A 16,900-nucleotide genomic window follows, 5' to 3' on the forward strand; every position below is an offset into this window, starting at 1 on the left:
CAACTTCAACCACCTGCGCTTCCGATCTCTCGTTAGCGGGAGGCGAATTCTACAGCGTTACACGCTGCTGTCAACACCTCTTTTTCTCCGCTTTCGATCGAGAAGACCGAACCGTTGAAAGCGCCAGAAGACCGGCATTTCCAACGCCTTCCAGGCTTCGATAACCTGAAGCAACTCGCTATCGAAACCTACATAACTCATTGAATATCAAGGAGTTTTCCGTTTCGACTGCGCTAGAAGTGGGGCGAATTATAGAGACTCAGAATCTGCCGTCAACCCCTAATTTGATTTTTCTATCACTCGACTCAAAAAGCCCGCTTATATATAGACGCAACACCAGCGAATGCGCAGTATATTGCCCATCACTCAGTGAGTGCCTTCTACTGCCATTACTATCGGACGATGCCGCGCAATGAACGACCAACCCCGCAGTCTTGTATCCATCCTGTTTCCGGTTGGCCTGATATTGATCGCCATGGCATCGATCCAGTCAGGCGCGTCTCTGGCCAAAAGCATGTTCCCCATCGTAGGCGCCCAAGGCACAACGACGCTACGCCTGATGTTCGCCAGCGTAATCATGCTGCTATTGCTGAGACCCTGGAGGGCAAAGCTGACGGCCAGATCGTTGCGCACCGTGATCGTGTACGGGATGGCGCTGGGCGGCATGAACTTCCTCTTCTATATGTCCTTGCGCACCGTGCCGCTCGGGATTGCGGTTGCGCTGGAGTTCACCGGGCCGCTGGCCGTCGCCATCTACGCCTCCCGTCGTGCAATCGATTTCCTCTGGATTGCCCTCGCCGCCGTCGGATTGCTGCTATTGATACCAACAGGTGCAGCGACAGCGGGTCTCGACCTTACCGGTGTGGCCTATGCGCTGGGCGCTGGTGTTTGCTGGGCACTTTACATTCTCTTCGGTCAGAAGGCCGGCGCTGACAACGGCGTGACGACTGCGGCGCTGGGCGTGATGATCGCAGCCCTGTTCGTAGCACCCATCGGGATCGTCCACGCCGGTGCTGCATTGCTGACGCCGTCATTGATCCCGATAGCCATTGGTGTCGCAGTACTTTCCACCGCCCTGCCCTACACCCTGGAAATGGTCGCCCTCACCCGCATGCCCGCTCGTACTTTCGGTACGCTGATGAGCATTGAGCCGGCATTTGGTGCGCTATCGGGGCTGCTGTTCCTGCAGGAATATCTCTCCTTGTCACAATGGATGGCCATCCTGTGCATTATTCTGGCTTCCGTCGGTGCAACGATGACCATGGGCAGCCACGCCAAGCCCGTGATTGCGGCGGATTGAAAGCGGTTGTAACGAAGGTCTGGCATTTACGGCTCATTTAGGCCATGTTTAGCCTCGCAACTCAGTGCCAGATATGGACTTTTTCGGATAGGGACATCGGAACGCGTCAAGCGAGAGCGAATGCAGGCAGACCCGAGCGCCAGACTCGAGGCCGCCATAAGGACGGTAATGAAACGAATTTTGATACTGATCGCCATACTCGCCATTTCGGGATGCGCGGCGACCTCCAAGGCTCAGGTAAAGCACGGCAAAAAAGGGCTGCACATCAACTGTTCAGGGCTTTCCTCTTCCTGGGACAAGTGCTACACCAGTGCCGCCAACTCCTGCGCGCCGAAGGGTTACAAAGTCATCGCAAAATCCGGGGATGCGGTGGAGGAGCCGGGTGATTATCCCTTCGGCCTCAACCCCGCCGGCTATACCAGCCGAAGCATGATCGTCATCTGCAAATAAGCCATCGCAGCTATTGTGCTCGCTGAACGGCGAGCTGGCGGCCAATCTCTTCGTGACTGGATTCGAGCACCCGCTGCTGAATCTGCGGGGATGCCAACATCCGCGCTACCACCAATGCCCCGACACATTGCGACAGAATCGCCCAGGCCAGGCTGTCGCTCTCCAGAATCTGCGCCCAACTTTCCTGAAGCCGACAAATCCACAGCTCCGCCTGTTCCCGCACAGCAACATCCGAGCGCGCAATCTCGGCGCCCAGTGCCGGTAAGGCGCAACCCAGCTCAGGTTGCTCGACATGAGCCATGCTCAAATACAGCTTCAGGCACCGCTCCAACCGTTCGCGATCCTGTTCACCCCGCCCGCCCAGCCGCTCCAGGCTCTGGCACAACTCGCGCTCGACGACAGCCGCGAACAACGCATCCTTGGATGAGAAATGGCTGTAGAAAGCCGCGCCACTGAGGCCGATCGCCTTCATCAGTCCGTCGACGCCCATAGTTGAAAACCCGGTTTTTTTCGCAGACAGCGAACTGCTTTGCAGTAACTTTTCTTTGGTTTCAAGCTTGTGACCGGCGGAGTACCGCATGTATTTGCCCTCGCAATGGACTGCCTTGACGCTGAGTAAATCCTAGCATAACGTTCGTTCACTTAACGATCGTTTACTAAAGGGATCCACCCATGAATAACAAGAAGGTCGTATTGGTTGTCGGTGCTGGTGATGCCACGGGCGGTGCCATTGCCAAGCGGTTCGCCAAGGAAGGTTTCATCGCTTGCGTCACACGTCGCAGTGCCGACAAATTGCAGCCGTTGGTGGAAGCCATCCAGGCAGACGGCGGAGAAGCCCACGGTTTTGCCTGCGACGCGCGCAAGGAAGAAGACGTGATTGCGCTGATCGAAGATATCGAAACCCGCCTCGGTCCGATCGAAGCATTCGTTTTCAACATCGGCGCCAATGTGCCTTGCAGCATTCTCGAAGAAACGGCACGCAAGTATTTCAAGATCTGGGAAATGGCCTGTTTCTCCGGATTCCTGAATGCCCGCGAAGTCGCCAAGCGCATGGTCACGCGCAAGCGCGGCACCATTCTGTTCACCGGTGCTACCGCCGGGCTGCGTGGTGCTTCCGGTTTTGCCGCATTCGCCGGCGCCAAACATGGCATCCGCGCACTGGCGCAAAGCATGGCCCGGGAACTCGGCCATATGAACATTCACGTCGCCCACATCGTGGTCGACGGCGCCATCGACACCGATTTCATCCGCAGCAACTTCCCCGACAAGTACGCCACCAAGGATCAGGACAGTATTCTCAATCCCGAGCACATCGCCGAAAACTATTGGTACTTGCACAGCCAGCCAAGGGATGCCTGGACCTTCGAGCTGGATCTGCGCCCCTGGAGCGAACGCTGGTAACCCCTCCCAATAACAACAATGAGTGCAGCGATCATGAGCAAAACCGTGGAGTTCTACTTCGACCTTGGCAGCCCCGCCACCTATCTGGCGTACACCCAGCTGCCAGGAATCTGCGCCAAGACCGGCAGCCAGCTGATTTATATCCCGATGCTGCTGGGCGGCGTGTTCAAGGCCACCGGCAACGCCTCACCGGCGATGATTCCGGCCAAGGGCCGCTACATGTTTCAGGACCTGGACCGCTACGCCAAGCGCTACGGCGTACCCCTGAAATTCAACCCGCATTTCCCGATCAATACCCTGATGCTGATGCGGGCGGTGACCGGCATTCAATTGCGCCACCCGGAGCGCTTCCACGCGTTCATCGACTGCCTGTTCAAAGCGTTGTGGGTTGAGGGTCGCAGCCTCGATGAACCGGCAACGGTTGCAGCGGTGCTGACCGAACATGGCTTCAATCCTGAGCAGGTACTGGCACTGACCAATGATGAAGCGGTCAAGGCCGCCCTCAAGGACAACACCGAGACTGCCGTGAAACGTGGCGTCTTCGGTGCACCGAGCATGTTCATCGACAATCAGTTGTTCTTCGGTCAGGACCGGCTCGACTTCGTTGAAGAAGCCCTGCGCTAGATCTCTACCACCAGACGTCCCCGGGCTGCTTTCGACGAAAGCAGCTCATGGGCCTCGCCGGCTGATTCAAGCGTAAAACGACGCGCATCAAGCAGCGGCTTCACCTCTCCAGCTTCAATCAACAAGGCAGCCTGGCGCAGGATCTCGCCATGATGGTCGCCCCCCTTCCCGGTCAGCAGAGGCAACAAGGTAAACACGCCTGAGTAGGTCGCACCGCGAAAAGACAGCGGCGCCAGACTATGCTGCCCCCAGCCCAGGCAACTCAGGACATGCCCATGGTAGATGCGCGTAGCCTTGAAGGACGCATCCAGCGTTTCACCGCCGACCGTGTCATAAACGATATCGAACCCCTCCCCCGCCGTGTACTCGCGAACATAGTCGTCAACCGACATTTCGCGGTAATCAATGAACGTTGCGCCATAACCTTCAATAATCCCGCGTTGCCCTGCGGACCCCGTCGCAAAAACCTCGGCACCAAACGAGCGGGCAATTTGCACCGCCACATGCCCGACGCCACCCGCGCCACCGTGAATCAATACCTTTTGCCCGGCACTCACTCGTGCCCGATCAACCAGGCCTTCCCAGGCAGTAATCAGCACCAGCGGCAAACCAGCGGCCTCGTGCATGCTCAGATTTACCCGTTTACGCGCCAGAAGCCGCGCATCAACCACCGCAAATTCCGCCAGCGAACCCTGTACGCCGCCAATGCCGGTCGCCAACGCATAAACCTCATCGCCCGGCGCCCACCCCTGCACACCCTCACCCACCGCTTCAATCACACCCGACAGATCCAGCCCCAACACCGCCGGCAACGGCTGTCGAGCATGGGCGGCCTGCCCTGCACGGATTTTCAGATCCAGCGGATTTACACCACTGGCCTTGATCCGTACCAATACCTGTCCAACACCCGCCACGGGACGTTCAAGGGAAACCAAGCGTAGCGGACCGTTAGCGGTGTCCACCATCAGCGCGCGCATGTGCAGTGAGTCAGTCATTTCGGTCATTCCTGTGGGAGAAAGTGAAGCCATGCTCTCCCAACCTAACCATGCCGATAAGACACCGAATGACTATAGTGATCATGCCAATCCGGCATGAATGAGGCGCTTCGTGGACAAGCTCAACGCAATGGCAATCTTCGTCCGGGTGGTCGAGCGCGGTAGTTTTTCCGCCGTGGCCCGTGAGCTGCAAACCACTCAACCCACCATCAGCAAGGTTCTGCGCGCCCTGGAAACCCAGCTGGGCGGCAAGCTGATTGCCCGCAGTACGCGCAAGCTGTCGCTGACCGATGAAGGTCAGCGGTACTACAACGAATGCCGGAATATTCTTGCAGCGGTGGATGCTGCAGAACACAGTTTCCAGTCCGGCCGCGAAACAGTCGCCGGGGCGTTACGCATCGGCTCATCAGTCAGTTTCGGCCGCCAGCAGATCGCTCCAAGGCTCCCCGATTTTCTCAAGTTATACCCACAGGTTCAGATCGACCTGCATCTGAACGACCAGAATCTGGATCTGGTCAGCGAAGGCCTGGATGTCAGCCTGCGCATCGGCGAGTTGAATGACAGCGCCATGATCGCCCGACGAATCGGCACCACCCACCGCGTCACCGTTGCAGCGCCTGTCTATCTGCAACGCCATGAACATCCGCAATCGCCGCAGGATCTGGCGCAGCACAACTGCCTGCAATTCAACCTGCTCGAATCGCAAAACCTGTGGACTTACGAAAAGGACGGCCAGCGCCACGAGGTGCGCATCAAAGGCAATGCCCAGAGCAACAACTCCGAGGCAATCCGTGAGATGGTCTTGGGAGGATTGGGGATTTCGCTGTCACCGGTGTGGCTGTTCAGCGAGGATCTGAAGGCGGGTCGAGTGGTCGCCCTGTTGCAGGACTACCAGACCCGATCACTGCCGATACACGCCGTGTCCCCGGCGAACCGTCGCCAGTCCGCCAGGGTCAACGCGTTTGTCGAGTACATGACCCGGGCGCTGGCAGCAGCGCCCGAGCTTCAACCCATCAAATAGCGGCAGTACGCGTGTTCAACCACGCCAGTGCCTCACCGCTGAGCAACGGGCTCAGACGCTCGCGCACTTCGGCGTGATAGGCGTTGAACCATTGCTTCTCTTCCTGCGTGAGCAAGGACGGTTCCAGGCAACGGGTGTCGATCGGGCACAGGGTCAGGGTTTCGAACTTGAGGAACTCGCCGAACTCGCTGCTTCCGGCAACGACGTTCATTGCCAGGTTCTCGATCCGCACACCCCAGCGACCCGGACGATAAGTACCCGGCTCGATGGAGGTGATCATCCCCAGTTGCATGGCGGTTTGCGGCGCCGGCGCAGCCTGATAGGCAATCACCTGCGGACCTTCGTGCACGTTGAGGAAATAACCTACGCCGTGACCGGTGCCATGGCCGTAATCCACGTTCTCGGCCCAGATCGGCGCACGGGCAATCGCATCCAGCAGCGGCGACAGAATGCCTTTCGGGAAATGTGCGCAGGACAATGCGATCACCCCCTTCAACACGCGGGTGCAGTCACGTTTCTGTTCTGCACTCGGCGTACCAACCGCCACCATGCGCGTGATGTCAGTGGTACCGCCCAGGTATTGGCCGCCTGAGTCGATCAGCAGCAAGCCGTCACCCTCGATCACTGCGTGCTCTTCCGGGGTGGCGTGGTAGTGCGGCATCGCGCCGTTGGCGTTGTACGCAGCGATGGTGTTGAAACTCAGCGACACATAATCCGGGCGACGCTCACGGGCTGCCGTGAGTTTCTCGTCAATGGTCAACTCGGTAATGCGCTCGCGGCCCCAGGCCGATTCCAGCCAGGTGAAGAACTCGCACAGCGCCGCGCCGTCCTGCTCCATCGCCTGACGAATGTGCTCGGCATCCGCCGGGCTTTTTTGTGATTTGGCCAATGTGGTCGGATTCAGGCCTTCGACCAGTTTCACACCGCTGTCGAGGTTGCCCAGCAGGCCGCTGGTCACCCGCGCCGGATCCACCAGCAGGCTCGCGCCGTTCGGGATCGCAGCCAAGGCCTCGGCAACTTCGCTGTAGTCGCGCAAAGTCACGCCGTCCTTTTCCAGCACGGCGCGCAGATCAGCGTCGACCTTGCTCAACGCCACAAACAGCGTGGCCTTTTGTTGACCGATCAGGGCGAAGGAAACAAAAACCGGGTTGAACGACACATCGCCGCCGCGCAGGTTGAACAGCCAGGCGATATCGTCGAGGGTGGCGATAAAGTGCCAATCGGCGCCGCGTTCCTGCAGGGTTTCACGCAACTGGGCGAGTTTCTCGCCACGGCTGACGGTCGCCTGCGGCGGCAAGTGTTGATAGATCGGCGCGTTCGGCAGACCCGGACGGTCGCTCCAGACTTCGTTCAACAGGTCGAGGTCGGTACGCAGGCTGGCGCCCCGCGCTTCGAGCTTGCTGCCCAGGGTCCGCGCCGAGGCCACGGCCATTACCGCGCCGTCGACGGCGACCACGCCACCTTCCGGTGTCTGCTCGGCGAGCCAGTCCAGCGGGCTCGGCTGACCCGGTTGCAGTTTCACCAGTTCGATGCCGCTGCCCTTGAGTTCCTTGGTCGCCTGTTCCCAGTAACGACTGTCGGCCCAGACCCCGGCGAAATCGGTGGTGACAATCAACGTGCCGACCGAGCCATGGAAACCCGACAACCACTGCCGCCCCTGCCAGTAGCCCGGCAGGTATTCCGACAGGTGCGGGTCGGCGGACGGCACCAGCAGTGCGTGAATGCCTTCGCGACGCATCAGTTCGCGGGTGTGCGCCAGGCGCTGGGGAACCGTTCCTTCGGTCAAAGTCTGGGTACTCATCATGTCTCCTGCCAATCACTTCATCGTTATTGTTCGGTGCCGTTCGAAGCCGGCTCGTTAAAGCCCTGTCGCCCAGAATGCCGGAGCACTGGCACAGGCGGTCTTGATCAGATCTACAGCTTTGTCGATGTCCTCGGCGGTGGTGAAACGGCCGAGGCTCAGGCGAATGGTACGGCCGGCCAGATGCGCATCGTGCCCCAATGCCAGCAAAACGTGGGACGGTGTGTTGCTCGCGGAATTGCAGGCCGAAGTCGCGGAAAACGCGATCGAATGGCTCAGCGCCGCCGGGTTGAACTCGCCTTCGCTGAAGGTCAGGCTCAAGGTGTGCGGAATTCGTTGAGTAACGCTGCCATTGAGGCGCACGCCGGGCAGGCTCAACAGTTGTTCGAGCAGTCGCTCGCGCAGCGCGACGATGGTTTTCTTCTCGTCATCGAAAGCCTCGGCGGCCAAGGCAAAGGCCGAGCCCATGGCGGCGATCTGATGCGTCGCCAGCGTACCGGAACGCAATCCGCCCTCGTGGCCACCGCCGTGAATCTGCGCCTGCAAACGCTGTTGCGCACGCGGGCCAACGTACAGCGCACCGATGCCTTTGGGGCCGTAGAGCTTGTGCGCCGAGAACGACATCAGGTCCACCGGCCATTGCGCCAGATCGATCGCGACCTTGCCGGCGCCCTGGGCCGCATCGACATGAAACAACGCACCACGTCCACGCACCACTTCACCGATGGCCGGGATGTCGTTGACGGTGCCGAGTTCGTTGTTGACCAGCATCAGCGACACCAGAAAGGTGTCATCGCGCATCGCTTCGCTGACCGCTTGCGGGGTAATCAGGCCGTCGGCGTCCGGCACCAGATAGGTCACGGCAACACCGGCATCCTGCAATTGCCGGGCGGTGTCGAGGATGGCCTTGTGTTCGATCTGACTGGTGATGATGTGGCCGCCGGACACGCCGCGTGCCTGGGCCACGCCTTTGAGGGCGAGGTTGTTGGATTCGGTGGCGCCGGAGGTCCAGACAATCTGTTGCGCCTGGGCGCCGACCAGTTCGGCGACTTGTTGGCGAGCGTTCTCGACCGTTTGCCGGGCCTGCTGGCCGAAGGCGTGGGAGCTGGAGGCCGGGTTGCCGAAGTTACCGTTGAAACCCAGACACTCGATCATCACCTGGATGACCCGCTCGTCCACCGGGGTGGTGGCGGCGTAATCGAAATACAGCGGACGTGTGTTCATAAAAAGACTCGCAGAGCGTGTTCCGGGATCAGGAAGCTCGTGTCTACAAACGGCACGACGCAGCCTTGTGAGCTGCGTCCGGGTTCGAGAGCGTCATCAATACCTGATCGGATGCCGTTAAAGAAGAACAACTTCATTTAAAAGTGCGTAGGAACGCTCCTGAACGCGACTTTAACAGGCATCGGGCCGGCGGTTGTAGCACTGCGTCAGCTAAAGCTTTCAAGGAGTAACGGATACAGCGAAATCACCAGCAGCGCCGCCATGCCCCAGTTGAACACCCGCAACCAGCGGCGATCCTTCAATACGTTACGCAACAGGGTCCCGCACGCCGCCCAGACGCCGACGCTCGGCAGGTTGATGATGGCGAACACCGCCGCAATCACGATCACGTTGGTGAAATAACCCTGCATCGGCGTGTAGGTACTGATGGCGCCAATAGCCATGATCCACGCCTTGGGATTGACCCACTGGAAGGCCGCTGCGCCGAGGTAGCTGATCGGTTTCGCCTCGCCGGATTCGCTTTCGCCGACCGGGCCGGAATGGGCGATTTTCCACGCAAGGTACAACAAGTACGCTGCGCCCACATAACGCAAGACCGTATAAAGCAGCGGATAAGTCTGGAACACCGCGCCCAAACCAAAACCCACTGCCACCACCAGCACGAAGAAGCCGCAGGTAATGCCGAGCATGTGGGGAATGGTGCGGTTGAAGCCGAAATTCACGCCCGATGCCAGCAACATGGTGTTGTTCGGCCCCGGTGTGATCGAGGTGACAAGGGCAAACAGGGCGAAGCCCAGCAACAGGTCGAGCGAGAGGGTCATGGCAGGCAGTCCGTCAGGGTCATTCAGGTGTTGACCCTATCCCACGGCGCCGCGCAAACCCACGGACAGTTGGGTAAAACTTCGAGCAGTACAGTTGCGGCTCAGCTAGGACGACCGTGCAGCTGTACGGCCCGCTCTGCGCTCATTTCACCCTTGTTATCAAACCCGAAAGGCTTCTGTGGCTGGCCGAGCAATTCGGCTTTTTTCACCTGGTATTCCTCGAAGGACAAGCCGCGGCGGTTCAGGCTTTCGAGGGCCAGTTCGCGAGTTTCTTCCGCCGTGTAGGGGCGAAGTTCCGGGGAAACGTGGCTGGCGCAACCGGCGAGAACGGAGACAGCGAACATCAGGGAAACAGTCATTAAACGATTCATGGGAGCGTCCTGGCGAGCAGTGTGGGTCGATGGAGAAAGGCTACGCCCGGGCTCGTCGTGGCAGAAATCAACGCTCTCAATAGTGGCTATCAGGTTTCCGACAGATCGGCTTCAAATATTCATAAACGATCTATCAATATCAATTAACAGTCTTTTACGGAATAACAGTCAGCCTTTATAAATCCTCCATCGCGTTCGGCACTGTTGCTCCAGCAACTGTTTCCCAGACAACAGCGGTTCAACAAACCGGCCTGAAAGTCACACGAGCCCAGCCGCCGACAACGCTCAAAGCCCCGGAATACGGGCCTTACAGGAATTGGTACAGCGCTTGCTCTGCTCCAGTGACTACTCACTGCTCGCCGAGCAACTGTTGAAAAAGGAACTGACCATGTCGCGTCCATTGAAAGTCGTCGCCCTGTCCGGCGGAACCTGGCGTCCATCGCGCACCCTGGTGCTGACCCAGGCCCTGCTGACCGAATTGTCCGGGCACCTGCCCGTCGAGAGCCATCTGATCGAACTCGGTGACATCGCCCGCCCGCTCGGCGCCGCGTTGTCCCGTCAGGAGTTGCCAGCGGAGATCGAAGCCGAGCTGCAAGCCATCGAACAGGCTGACTTGCTGATCGTCGCGGCGCCGGTCTATCGCGGTTCCTATCCGGGACTGCTCAAGCATTTGTTCGACCTGATCGACCTGAATGCGCTGATCGACACCCCTGTACTGCTCGCCGCCACCGGTGGCAGCGAACGCCATGCGCTGGTGCTCGATCATCAGTTGCGCCCGCTGTTCAGTTTCTTCCAGGCCGTGACCCTGCCGATCGGCGTGTACGCCACCGAGGCCGACTTCGCGGACTACCAGATCACCAGCGAGCCGCTCAAGGCGCGCATCCGTCTGGCCGCCGAGCGCGCCGCGCCGTTGTTCGGCACTCACATCAAACCGTTGCTGAAAATCGCTTAAGGAGCTGTTCATGGATGTTTTCTGGTTCCTGCCGACCCACGGCGACGGCCACTATCTGGGCACCACCCAAGGCGCGCGCCCGGTCACCCTCAATTACCTGAAACAAGTGGCGCAAGCCGCCGACAGCCTTGGCTACCACGGTGTGCTGATTCCTACCGGGCGTTCCTGCGAAGATTCGTGGGTGATCGCCTCGGCGCTGGTGCCGTTGACTGAACGTCTGCGTTATCTGGTGGCGATCCGTCCGGGGATCATCTCGCCGACCGTCTCGGCGCGCATGGCCGCGACGCTGGATCGACTGTCCAACGGCCGCCTGCTGATCAACGTCGTGACCGGCGGTGACCCGGACGAAAACCGTGGCGACGGCAGCTTCCTCAGCCACAGCGAACGCTACGAAGTCACCGATGAATTTCTCAAGATCTGGCGCCGAGTGCTGCAAGGCGAAGCGGTGGATTTCGAAGGCAAACACCTGAAGGTACAAAACGCCAAAGCCCTGTATCCACCGGTGCAGAAACCCTACCCGCCGCTATACTTCGGCGGTTCCTCCGACGCGGCCCATGATCTGGCCGCCGAGCAGGTCGACGTGTACCTGACCTGGGGCGAACCACCGGCCGCCGTCGCCGAAAAACTCGCCGATGTGCGCGAACGCGCCGCCCGTCACGGGCGCAAAGTGAAGTTCGGCATTCGCCTGCACGTGATCGTGCGCGAGACCGCGGAAGAAGCCTGGAAAGCCGCCGACAAACTGATCGAGCACATCAGCGACGAAACCATCGAAGCTGCACAGAAATCCTTCTCGCGCTTCGACTCCGAAGGCCAGCGACGCATGGCCGCCCTGCACGACGGGCGCCGCGACAACCTGGAAATCGCTCCAAACCTGTGGGCTGGCGTCGGCCTGGTGCGCGGCGGTGCCGGTACTGCATTGGTCGGCGATCCGCAGCAAGTGGCGGCGCGGATCAAGGAGTACGCGGATCTGGGCATCGAGAGCTTCATCTTCTCCGGCTACCCGCATCTGGAAGAGGCCTACCGCTTTGCCGAGCTGGTCTTCCCGCTGCTGCCCGAGCCGTATGCGAGCCTGGCCGGACGCGGCGTGACCAACCTCACCGGGCCGTTCGGCGAAATGATCGCCAACGATGTTCTGCCCGCCAAAGCCAACGCCTGAGGAAGACCGAGTGACTGCCAAACCGCAAAGCACCCTGCTCTCCCCGTTGCAGACCGCCCGACAACTGGCCGCCGAATTTGCCCTGACCGCCGTCGAACGCGACGAGCGCGGCGGCACGCCGAAAGCCGAACGCGACGCCCTGCGCGACAGCGGTCTGCTGGCCCTGAGCATCCCCACCCGTTACGGCGGCCTCGGCGCGCGCTGGAGCGAAACACTGGAAGTCGTGCGCGAGTTCGCCAAGGTCGACAGCTCGATCGCCCACGTCTTCGGTTTTCATCATTTGATGCTGGCTACCGTGCGCCTGTTTTCCCGCCCGGAACAATGGCAGCCGTGGTTTGAGCAGACCGCGCGGCAGAACTGGTTCTGGGGCAACGCGCTCAATCCGCTGGACACCCGAACCGTGGTCAAGGACCTCGGTGGCTGGCGCGAGTTTTCCGGCAAGAAAAGCTTCTGCTCCGGCGCCAGCGATTCGCAGATGCTGATCGCCTCGGCGGTGGACGAAAGCAACGGCGGCAAACTGCTGATCGCGGCGATCCCCAGCGGCCGCAGCGGCATCACCCTGCACAACGACTGGAACAACATCGGCCAGCGTCAGACCGACAGCGGCAGCGCCACGTTCGAACGGGTGCGGGTCGAGGAATCGGAACTGCTGCTGGATCCGGGGCCGTTGAGCACCCCGTTCGCCTGCCTGCGCCCGCTGATCGCGCAACTGACGTTCACCCACATGTTTCTCGGCATCGCAGAAGGGGCCTTTGAAGAGGCGCGGCAATACACCCTCAGCGAAACCCGGGTCTGGCACAAATCCTCGGTGCGCGAGGTGCGTGAAGACCCGTATGTGCTGGCCCATTACGGCGAGTTCTGGGTCGCCCTCGAAGGCATCCGATTGCTGGTGGAACGCGCCGCCGCATTGCTCGACGAGGCGTGGGCCAAAGGCCCGAATCTGAGCGCCGAAGAGCGCGGTCACCTGGCCACGGCAATTGCCACGGCCAAGGTCGCCGCCAGCCGCCAGGGCCTGGAGATTTGCAGCCGACTGTTCGAAGTCACCGGCGCCCGTTCGACCCATGCGTCACTGCGCCTCGACCGCCACTGGCGCAACCTGCGCACGCAAACCCTGCACGACCCGCTGGATTACAAACTCCATGAGCTGGGCGACTGGGCGCTGAACCAGGCCCTGCCGGTGCCGACGTTCTATTCCTGATTTCCTTTCGTGGAGCGAGACCCATGCAACTGCTGACCCTGCCGCCCTCACCCGCCCTGGCCACTTCGATTCGCGCCACTGCCCAGGTCTTCGAAGACCCGAAGTCCCAGGCGTTGCTCGCGCATCTGCAACAAGTCGCGCCGAGCGAAGCCAGCGTGCTGATCATCGGCGAAACCGGCACCGGCAAGGAGCTGGTGGCGCGGCACATCCACAACCTGAGCAACCGGCGCAACCGGCCGTTCATTGCAGTCAACTGCGGGGCGTTTTCCGAATCGCTGGTGGAAGCCGAATTGTTCGGCCATGAAAAAGGCGCCTTCACCGGCGCCCTCAGCGCCAAGGCCGGGTGGTTCGAAGAGGCGGATGGCGGCACTTTGTTCCTCGATGAAATCGGCGATTTGCCGATGGCGATCCAGGTCAAATTGCTGCGGGTGTTGCAGGAGCGCGAAGTGGTGCGACTGGGTTCGCGCAAGAGCATTCCCATCGATGTGCGGGTGCTCGCTGCGACCAACGTGCAACTGGAGAAAGCCATCAATGCCGGGCATTTCCGTGAGGATCTGTATTACCGGCTGAACGTGGTCAATCTGGAACTGAGCCCGTTGCGCGAACGGCCCGGCGACATCCTGCCGCTGACCCGGCATTTCATCGAGGCCTACAGTCAGCGCCTGGGTTACGGACGCATCACCATCAGCCCCGGCGCCGAGCACAAACTGCGCGGTTACAGTTGGCCGGGCAACATCCGCGAACTGGAAAACGTCATCCATCACACGCTATTGATCTGCCGTAACGGCGTGATCGAACGCGACGATCTGCGCCTGTCGAACCTGCGTATCGACCGTCCCGACGATCAGCACGGCAGCGTCGACGACTCACCGGAAGCGCTGCTCGAACGTGCCTTCCAGAAACTCTTCGAGCAACAGGCCGGCGCCCTGCATGAAAAGGTCGAAGATGCGTTGCTGCGTTCGGCCTATCGCTTCTGCCATTACAATCAGGTGCACACCGCCGCGCTGCTCGGCCTCAGCCGCAATGTGACCCGCACGCGGCTGATCAAGATCGGCGAACTGGCGGTGAACAAGCGGCGGCCCACGGAAAACCTGCAGGGCGAGCGCTTGATCCAGTTGTCGATCTAGCCCACTAACTGACAGTGCAAGCCATCGTCGTGACTGCGGGCGATGCTGCTCAGCACCTGGAATGAACCGAAGGTCACGGTTCGCGCCTGATGGGTGCGGATCAACTGCCAGAAATCCTGCTCGCCGGTTTCAAAACTCTGGAACGCCGCCTCCCCCGCCTCGCGGGATTGCCATTGCAGGAAACCCAACACCCGCCGGCCATCGTCGCTGGCCTGAACGCTGGCGCTGACGAAACCGGCGTAACGCTGGGCCAGACGCTCGGTCTGCACAATCAGCGCCGAGACCAGCGCCGGTTGTTGGCCGGGCTCGATTTCGAATTCGATCAACTGGGTGAAACTGCGGTTTTTCGCTGTGACTTGCATAACGCCCCCACTCGGTCAGGCGAATCTTGCGATTCGAAGGCCTGCAGGGTAAAACCTCGAGTTAACTAGAGGTCAAGGGGCAATTTTCAAATGGTCACAGCGGAAAATTTGCACAGGCAACTCACCGTCGGCGAAGTCGCGGCCCGCAGTGGTGTCGCCGTCACCGCCCTGCATTTCTATGAATCCAAAGGTTTGATCAAAAGCCAGCGCAATGCCGGCAACCAGCGCCGTTATCCACGGGAAGTGCTGCGCCGGGTGGCGCTGATCAAGGTGGCGCAACGGCTGGGGATTCCACTGGCGGAAATCGGCGAGGCGTTGAAACAGTTGCCGGACAACCGCGCACCGACGGCAGCGGACTGGAAAGTGTTGTCGGAACAGTGGCGGCGGGAGCTGGATGAACGAATCAATCAATTGATGTTGCTGCGGGATCGACTGACCGGTTGCATCGGCTGCGGCTGCCTGTCGATGGAAGCCTGTCCGCTGCGCAATCAGGGTGATGTGCTGGGCGAGCAAGGGCCGGGGGCGCACTTTCTCGATGTCCCGGATTGACGGTCCCCACGGCATGGGAACCGTCGAATCGATCGATCAGAAGCCCGGTGCAATCTGCCCTTTGTAGCGGGTCAGAATGAACTGGCGCACTTCATCGGAGTTCAACGCCTTGGCCAGTTTCTGCAGGCCCGGATCGTTGATGTTGTCGGGACGGGCGACCAGAAACTCGATGTACAGGCTCTTGCCCTTCTCGACGATCAATGCGCTGTTAGTGTCGATCCCGGCTTCCAGCGCGTAGTTGGCGAATACGAACGCCAGGTCCACCTGACTCACCGAGCGGGCCAGCAACGCGCCCTCCAGTTCACGGATTTTCAGATGCTTGGGGTTTTCGACGATGTCGCGCTGAGTGGCCAGGGTGTTGCTCGGATCCTTGAGCTTGATCAGCCCCGCCTCGTGCAGCAGCACCAGGGCGCGACCGGTGTTCACCGGGTCATTGGGGATCGACACACTGGCGCCGTCCTTCAGCTCGGAGATGTTCTTGATCTTGGTCGAGTAAGCACCAAACGGCTCGATGTGCACGCCGACCACCGGCACCAGATCGGTGTGGCGGGTCTTGTTGAAATCATCGAGAAACGGACGGTACTGGTAGTAGTTGGCGTCGAGGTTTTTCAGCGCCAGTTGCTGGTTGGGCTGGATGAAGTCGGTGAAGACCTTGATGTCCAGGTCCACGCCTTCCCTGGCCAGGGTCGGTTTGACGAATTCGAGGATTTCCGCGTGCGGCACCGGGGTGGCACCGACGATCAGTTTTTCGTTGGCGTGAGCGCCGAACGACAGCACGGCAGCCAGAACGGCCAGGGTCTTTTTCATGGTTTGCTCCAAGGCAGATTTGAGCGGCCGTCGTGGGGTGGACGTGGGGCCTTTATGGGTTGAACTTGTTTTGTCAGCGTCGGCTGTAGTGCGCCACCAGTCGGTCGCCGGTCATTTGCAGGGCTTGCACCAGAACCAGCAGCAACACCACGGTGACCACCATCACGTCGGTCTGAAACCGTTGATAGCCAAAACGGATCGCCAGATCGCCGAGCCCGCCGCCACCGATCACCCCGGCCATCGCCGTGTAATCCACCAGCACGATCGCCGTTACGGTCACCGCTGCGAGCAACCCGCCACGGGCTTCCGGCAACAACGTGTGGCGAATGATCTGCCAGGTGTTGGCGCCCATCGCCTGAGTGGCCTCGACCACACCGCGATCGACTTCACGCAACGCGGTTTCCACCAGCCGCGCGAAGAACGGTGTGCAACCGACCACCAGCGGCGGAATGGTCCCGGGCACGCCCAGCGAGGTGCCCACCAGCAGCGTGGTCAGCGGAATCAGCACGATCAGCAAAATGATGAACGGCAGCGAACGCAGCATGTTCACGATCACCGACAGCACCCGGTACACGCCGACCCTTTCATGCAACTGGCGTTTGCCGGTGAGAAACAGCAGCAACCCCAGCGGCAAGCCCAGCAACACCGTGAACAGCAGCGCCGCACCAAGCATGCTCAGGGTGTCGAGACAGGCCTGGGCGATGTCGGCCCAGTAAATATGTTTGAACCACTCGGCCATGA

At 60.4% G+C, this 16,900-nt stretch carries 19 protein-coding genes; 10 read left to right on the forward strand and 9 right to left on the reverse strand.

Annotated features, from left to right (window positions below; genetic code table 11):
• Positions 1–412 precede the first annotated feature (412 nt).
• A complete protein-coding gene (gene rhtA / locus DXT77_RS24850; protein ID WP_119429565.1) occupies positions 413–1,300 on the forward strand; it encodes a threonine/homoserine exporter RhtA in 888 nt (295 codons plus the stop codon).
• A 168-nt stretch (positions 1,301–1,468) separates the two neighbouring features.
• Complete coding sequence (locus DXT77_RS24855; RefSeq protein ID WP_085711012.1) at positions 1,469–1,750, forward strand: hypothetical protein; 282 nt, start codon at positions 1,469–1,471, stop codon at positions 1,748–1,750.
• Positions 1,751–1,760: 10 nt separating this feature from the next.
• Here DXT77_RS24855 and DXT77_RS24860 read toward each other — a convergent pair whose 3' ends face one another.
• The gene (locus DXT77_RS24860) at positions 1,761–2,330 is read right to left on the reverse strand and encodes a TetR/AcrR family transcriptional regulator (RefSeq protein ID WP_119429566.1); all 570 of its coding nucleotides are present in this window, start codon (positions 2,328–2,330) and stop codon (positions 1,761–1,763) included.
• A gap of 92 nt (positions 2,331–2,422) precedes the next feature.
• On the opposite strand from DXT77_RS24860, the gene DXT77_RS24865 reads away from it, so the two are divergent.
• Together DXT77_RS24865 and DXT77_RS24870 are read left to right on the forward strand one after the other, a co-directional pair.
• Complete coding sequence (locus tag DXT77_RS24865; protein WP_119429567.1) at positions 2,423–3,151, forward strand: SDR family oxidoreductase; 729 nt, start codon at positions 2,423–2,425, stop codon at positions 3,149–3,151.
• Between the two features lie 33 nt (positions 3,152–3,184).
• Positions 3,185–3,775 (forward strand): 2-hydroxychromene-2-carboxylate isomerase, encoded by a 591-nt coding sequence (locus DXT77_RS24870; RefSeq protein WP_119429568.1) that lies wholly within the window; start codon positions 3,185–3,187, stop codon positions 3,773–3,775.
• Here the strand turns inward: DXT77_RS24870 and DXT77_RS24875 are convergent.
• Complete coding sequence (locus DXT77_RS24875; protein WP_119429569.1) at positions 3,772–4,770, reverse strand: zinc-dependent alcohol dehydrogenase family protein; 999 nt, start codon at positions 4,768–4,770, stop codon at positions 3,772–3,774. The genes DXT77_RS24870 and DXT77_RS24875 overlap by 4 nt on opposite strands.
• A 112-nt stretch (positions 4,771–4,882) precedes the next feature.
• Here DXT77_RS24875 and DXT77_RS24880 point away from each other — a divergent pair, with 112 nt between their 5' ends.
• A complete protein-coding gene (locus tag DXT77_RS24880) occupies positions 4,883–5,791 on the forward strand; it encodes a LysR family transcriptional regulator (RefSeq protein ID WP_119429570.1) in 909 nt (302 codons plus the stop codon).
• On the opposite strand, the gene DXT77_RS24885 is transcribed toward DXT77_RS24880, so the two are convergent.
• The 4 genes from DXT77_RS24885 to DXT77_RS24900 all read right to left on the reverse strand — a co-directional run bounded on the left by DXT77_RS24885 (position 5,784) and on the right by DXT77_RS24900 (position 10,008).
• Positions 5,784–7,592: an aminopeptidase P family protein gene (locus tag DXT77_RS24885; protein WP_119429571.1), complete on the reverse strand. Its 1,809-nt coding sequence runs from the start codon at positions 7,590–7,592 to the stop codon at positions 5,784–5,786. The genes DXT77_RS24880 and DXT77_RS24885 overlap by 8 nt on opposite strands.
• A gap of 57 nt (positions 7,593–7,649) precedes the next feature.
• A complete protein-coding gene (locus DXT77_RS24890) occupies positions 7,650–8,816 on the reverse strand; it encodes an aminotransferase class V-fold PLP-dependent enzyme (RefSeq protein ID WP_119429572.1) in 1,167 nt (388 codons plus the stop codon).
• Positions 8,817–9,022: 206 nt separating this feature from the next.
• Positions 9,023–9,637 (reverse strand): LysE family translocator, encoded by a 615-nt coding sequence (locus DXT77_RS24895; protein ID WP_085710685.1) that lies wholly within the window; start codon positions 9,635–9,637, stop codon positions 9,023–9,025.
• Between the two features lie 101 nt (positions 9,638–9,738).
• Complete coding sequence (locus DXT77_RS24900) at positions 9,739–10,008, reverse strand: hypothetical protein (protein ID WP_119429573.1); 270 nt, start codon at positions 10,006–10,008, stop codon at positions 9,739–9,741.
• Between the two features lie 388 nt (positions 10,009–10,396).
• On the opposite strand from DXT77_RS24900, the gene msuE reads away from it, so the two are divergent.
• The 4 genes from msuE to DXT77_RS24920 are packed head-to-tail and all read left to right on the forward strand — an operon-like array spanning position 10,397 to position 14,441.
• Positions 10,397–10,960 (forward strand): FMN reductase, encoded by a 564-nt coding sequence (msuE, locus tag DXT77_RS24905; RefSeq protein WP_119429794.1) that lies wholly within the window; start codon positions 10,397–10,399, stop codon positions 10,958–10,960.
• Between the two features lie 10 nt (positions 10,961–10,970).
• Positions 10,971–12,116 (forward strand): FMNH2-dependent alkanesulfonate monooxygenase, encoded by a 1,146-nt coding sequence (gene ssuD / locus DXT77_RS24910; protein WP_007955828.1) that lies wholly within the window; start codon positions 10,971–10,973, stop codon positions 12,114–12,116.
• 10 nt (positions 12,117–12,126) lie between these two features.
• Positions 12,127–13,314 carry an acyl-CoA dehydrogenase family protein gene (locus DXT77_RS24915; protein ID WP_085710688.1) on the forward strand — a complete coding sequence of 396 codons (1,188 nt, stop codon included), beginning with the start codon at positions 12,127–12,129 and terminating at the stop codon, positions 13,312–13,314.
• Between the two features lie 23 nt (positions 13,315–13,337).
• A complete protein-coding gene (locus DXT77_RS24920; RefSeq protein ID WP_085710689.1) occupies positions 13,338–14,441 on the forward strand; it encodes a sigma-54-dependent Fis family transcriptional regulator in 1,104 nt (367 codons plus the stop codon).
• Here DXT77_RS24920 and DXT77_RS24925 read toward each other — a convergent pair.
• The gene (locus tag DXT77_RS24925; protein WP_119429574.1) at positions 14,438–14,803 is read right to left on the reverse strand and encodes an antibiotic biosynthesis monooxygenase; all 366 of its coding nucleotides are present in this window, start codon (positions 14,801–14,803) and stop codon (positions 14,438–14,440) included. The two genes, DXT77_RS24920 and DXT77_RS24925, sit on opposite strands and share 4 nt — an antisense overlap.
• Positions 14,804–14,893: 90 nt before the next feature.
• Between DXT77_RS24925 and soxR the strand changes: the two genes are divergently transcribed.
• Positions 14,894–15,352: a redox-sensitive transcriptional activator SoxR gene (gene soxR, locus DXT77_RS24930; protein WP_085710691.1), complete on the forward strand. Its 459-nt coding sequence runs from the start codon at positions 14,894–14,896 to the stop codon at positions 15,350–15,352.
• Between the two features lie 36 nt (positions 15,353–15,388).
• Here the strand turns inward: soxR and DXT77_RS24935 are convergent, their stop codons facing one another.
• Both DXT77_RS24935 and DXT77_RS24940 read right to left on the reverse strand, forming a co-directional pair.
• The gene (locus tag DXT77_RS24935; RefSeq protein ID WP_085607063.1) at positions 15,389–16,159 is read right to left on the reverse strand and encodes a MetQ/NlpA family ABC transporter substrate-binding protein; all 771 of its coding nucleotides are present in this window, start codon (positions 16,157–16,159) and stop codon (positions 15,389–15,391) included.
• A 73-nt stretch (positions 16,160–16,232) separates the two neighbouring features.
• The gene (locus DXT77_RS24940) at positions 16,233–16,898 is read right to left on the reverse strand and encodes a methionine ABC transporter permease (RefSeq protein ID WP_119429575.1); all 666 of its coding nucleotides are present in this window, start codon (positions 16,896–16,898) and stop codon (positions 16,233–16,235) included.
• Between the last annotated feature and the right edge of the window lie 2 nt (positions 16,899–16,900).

The sequence above is a fragment of the Pseudomonas sp. 91RF genome, from assembly GCF_003576265.1.
GTDB lineage: Bacteria > Pseudomonadota > Gammaproteobacteria > Pseudomonadales > Pseudomonadaceae > Aquipseudomonas > Aquipseudomonas kribbensis.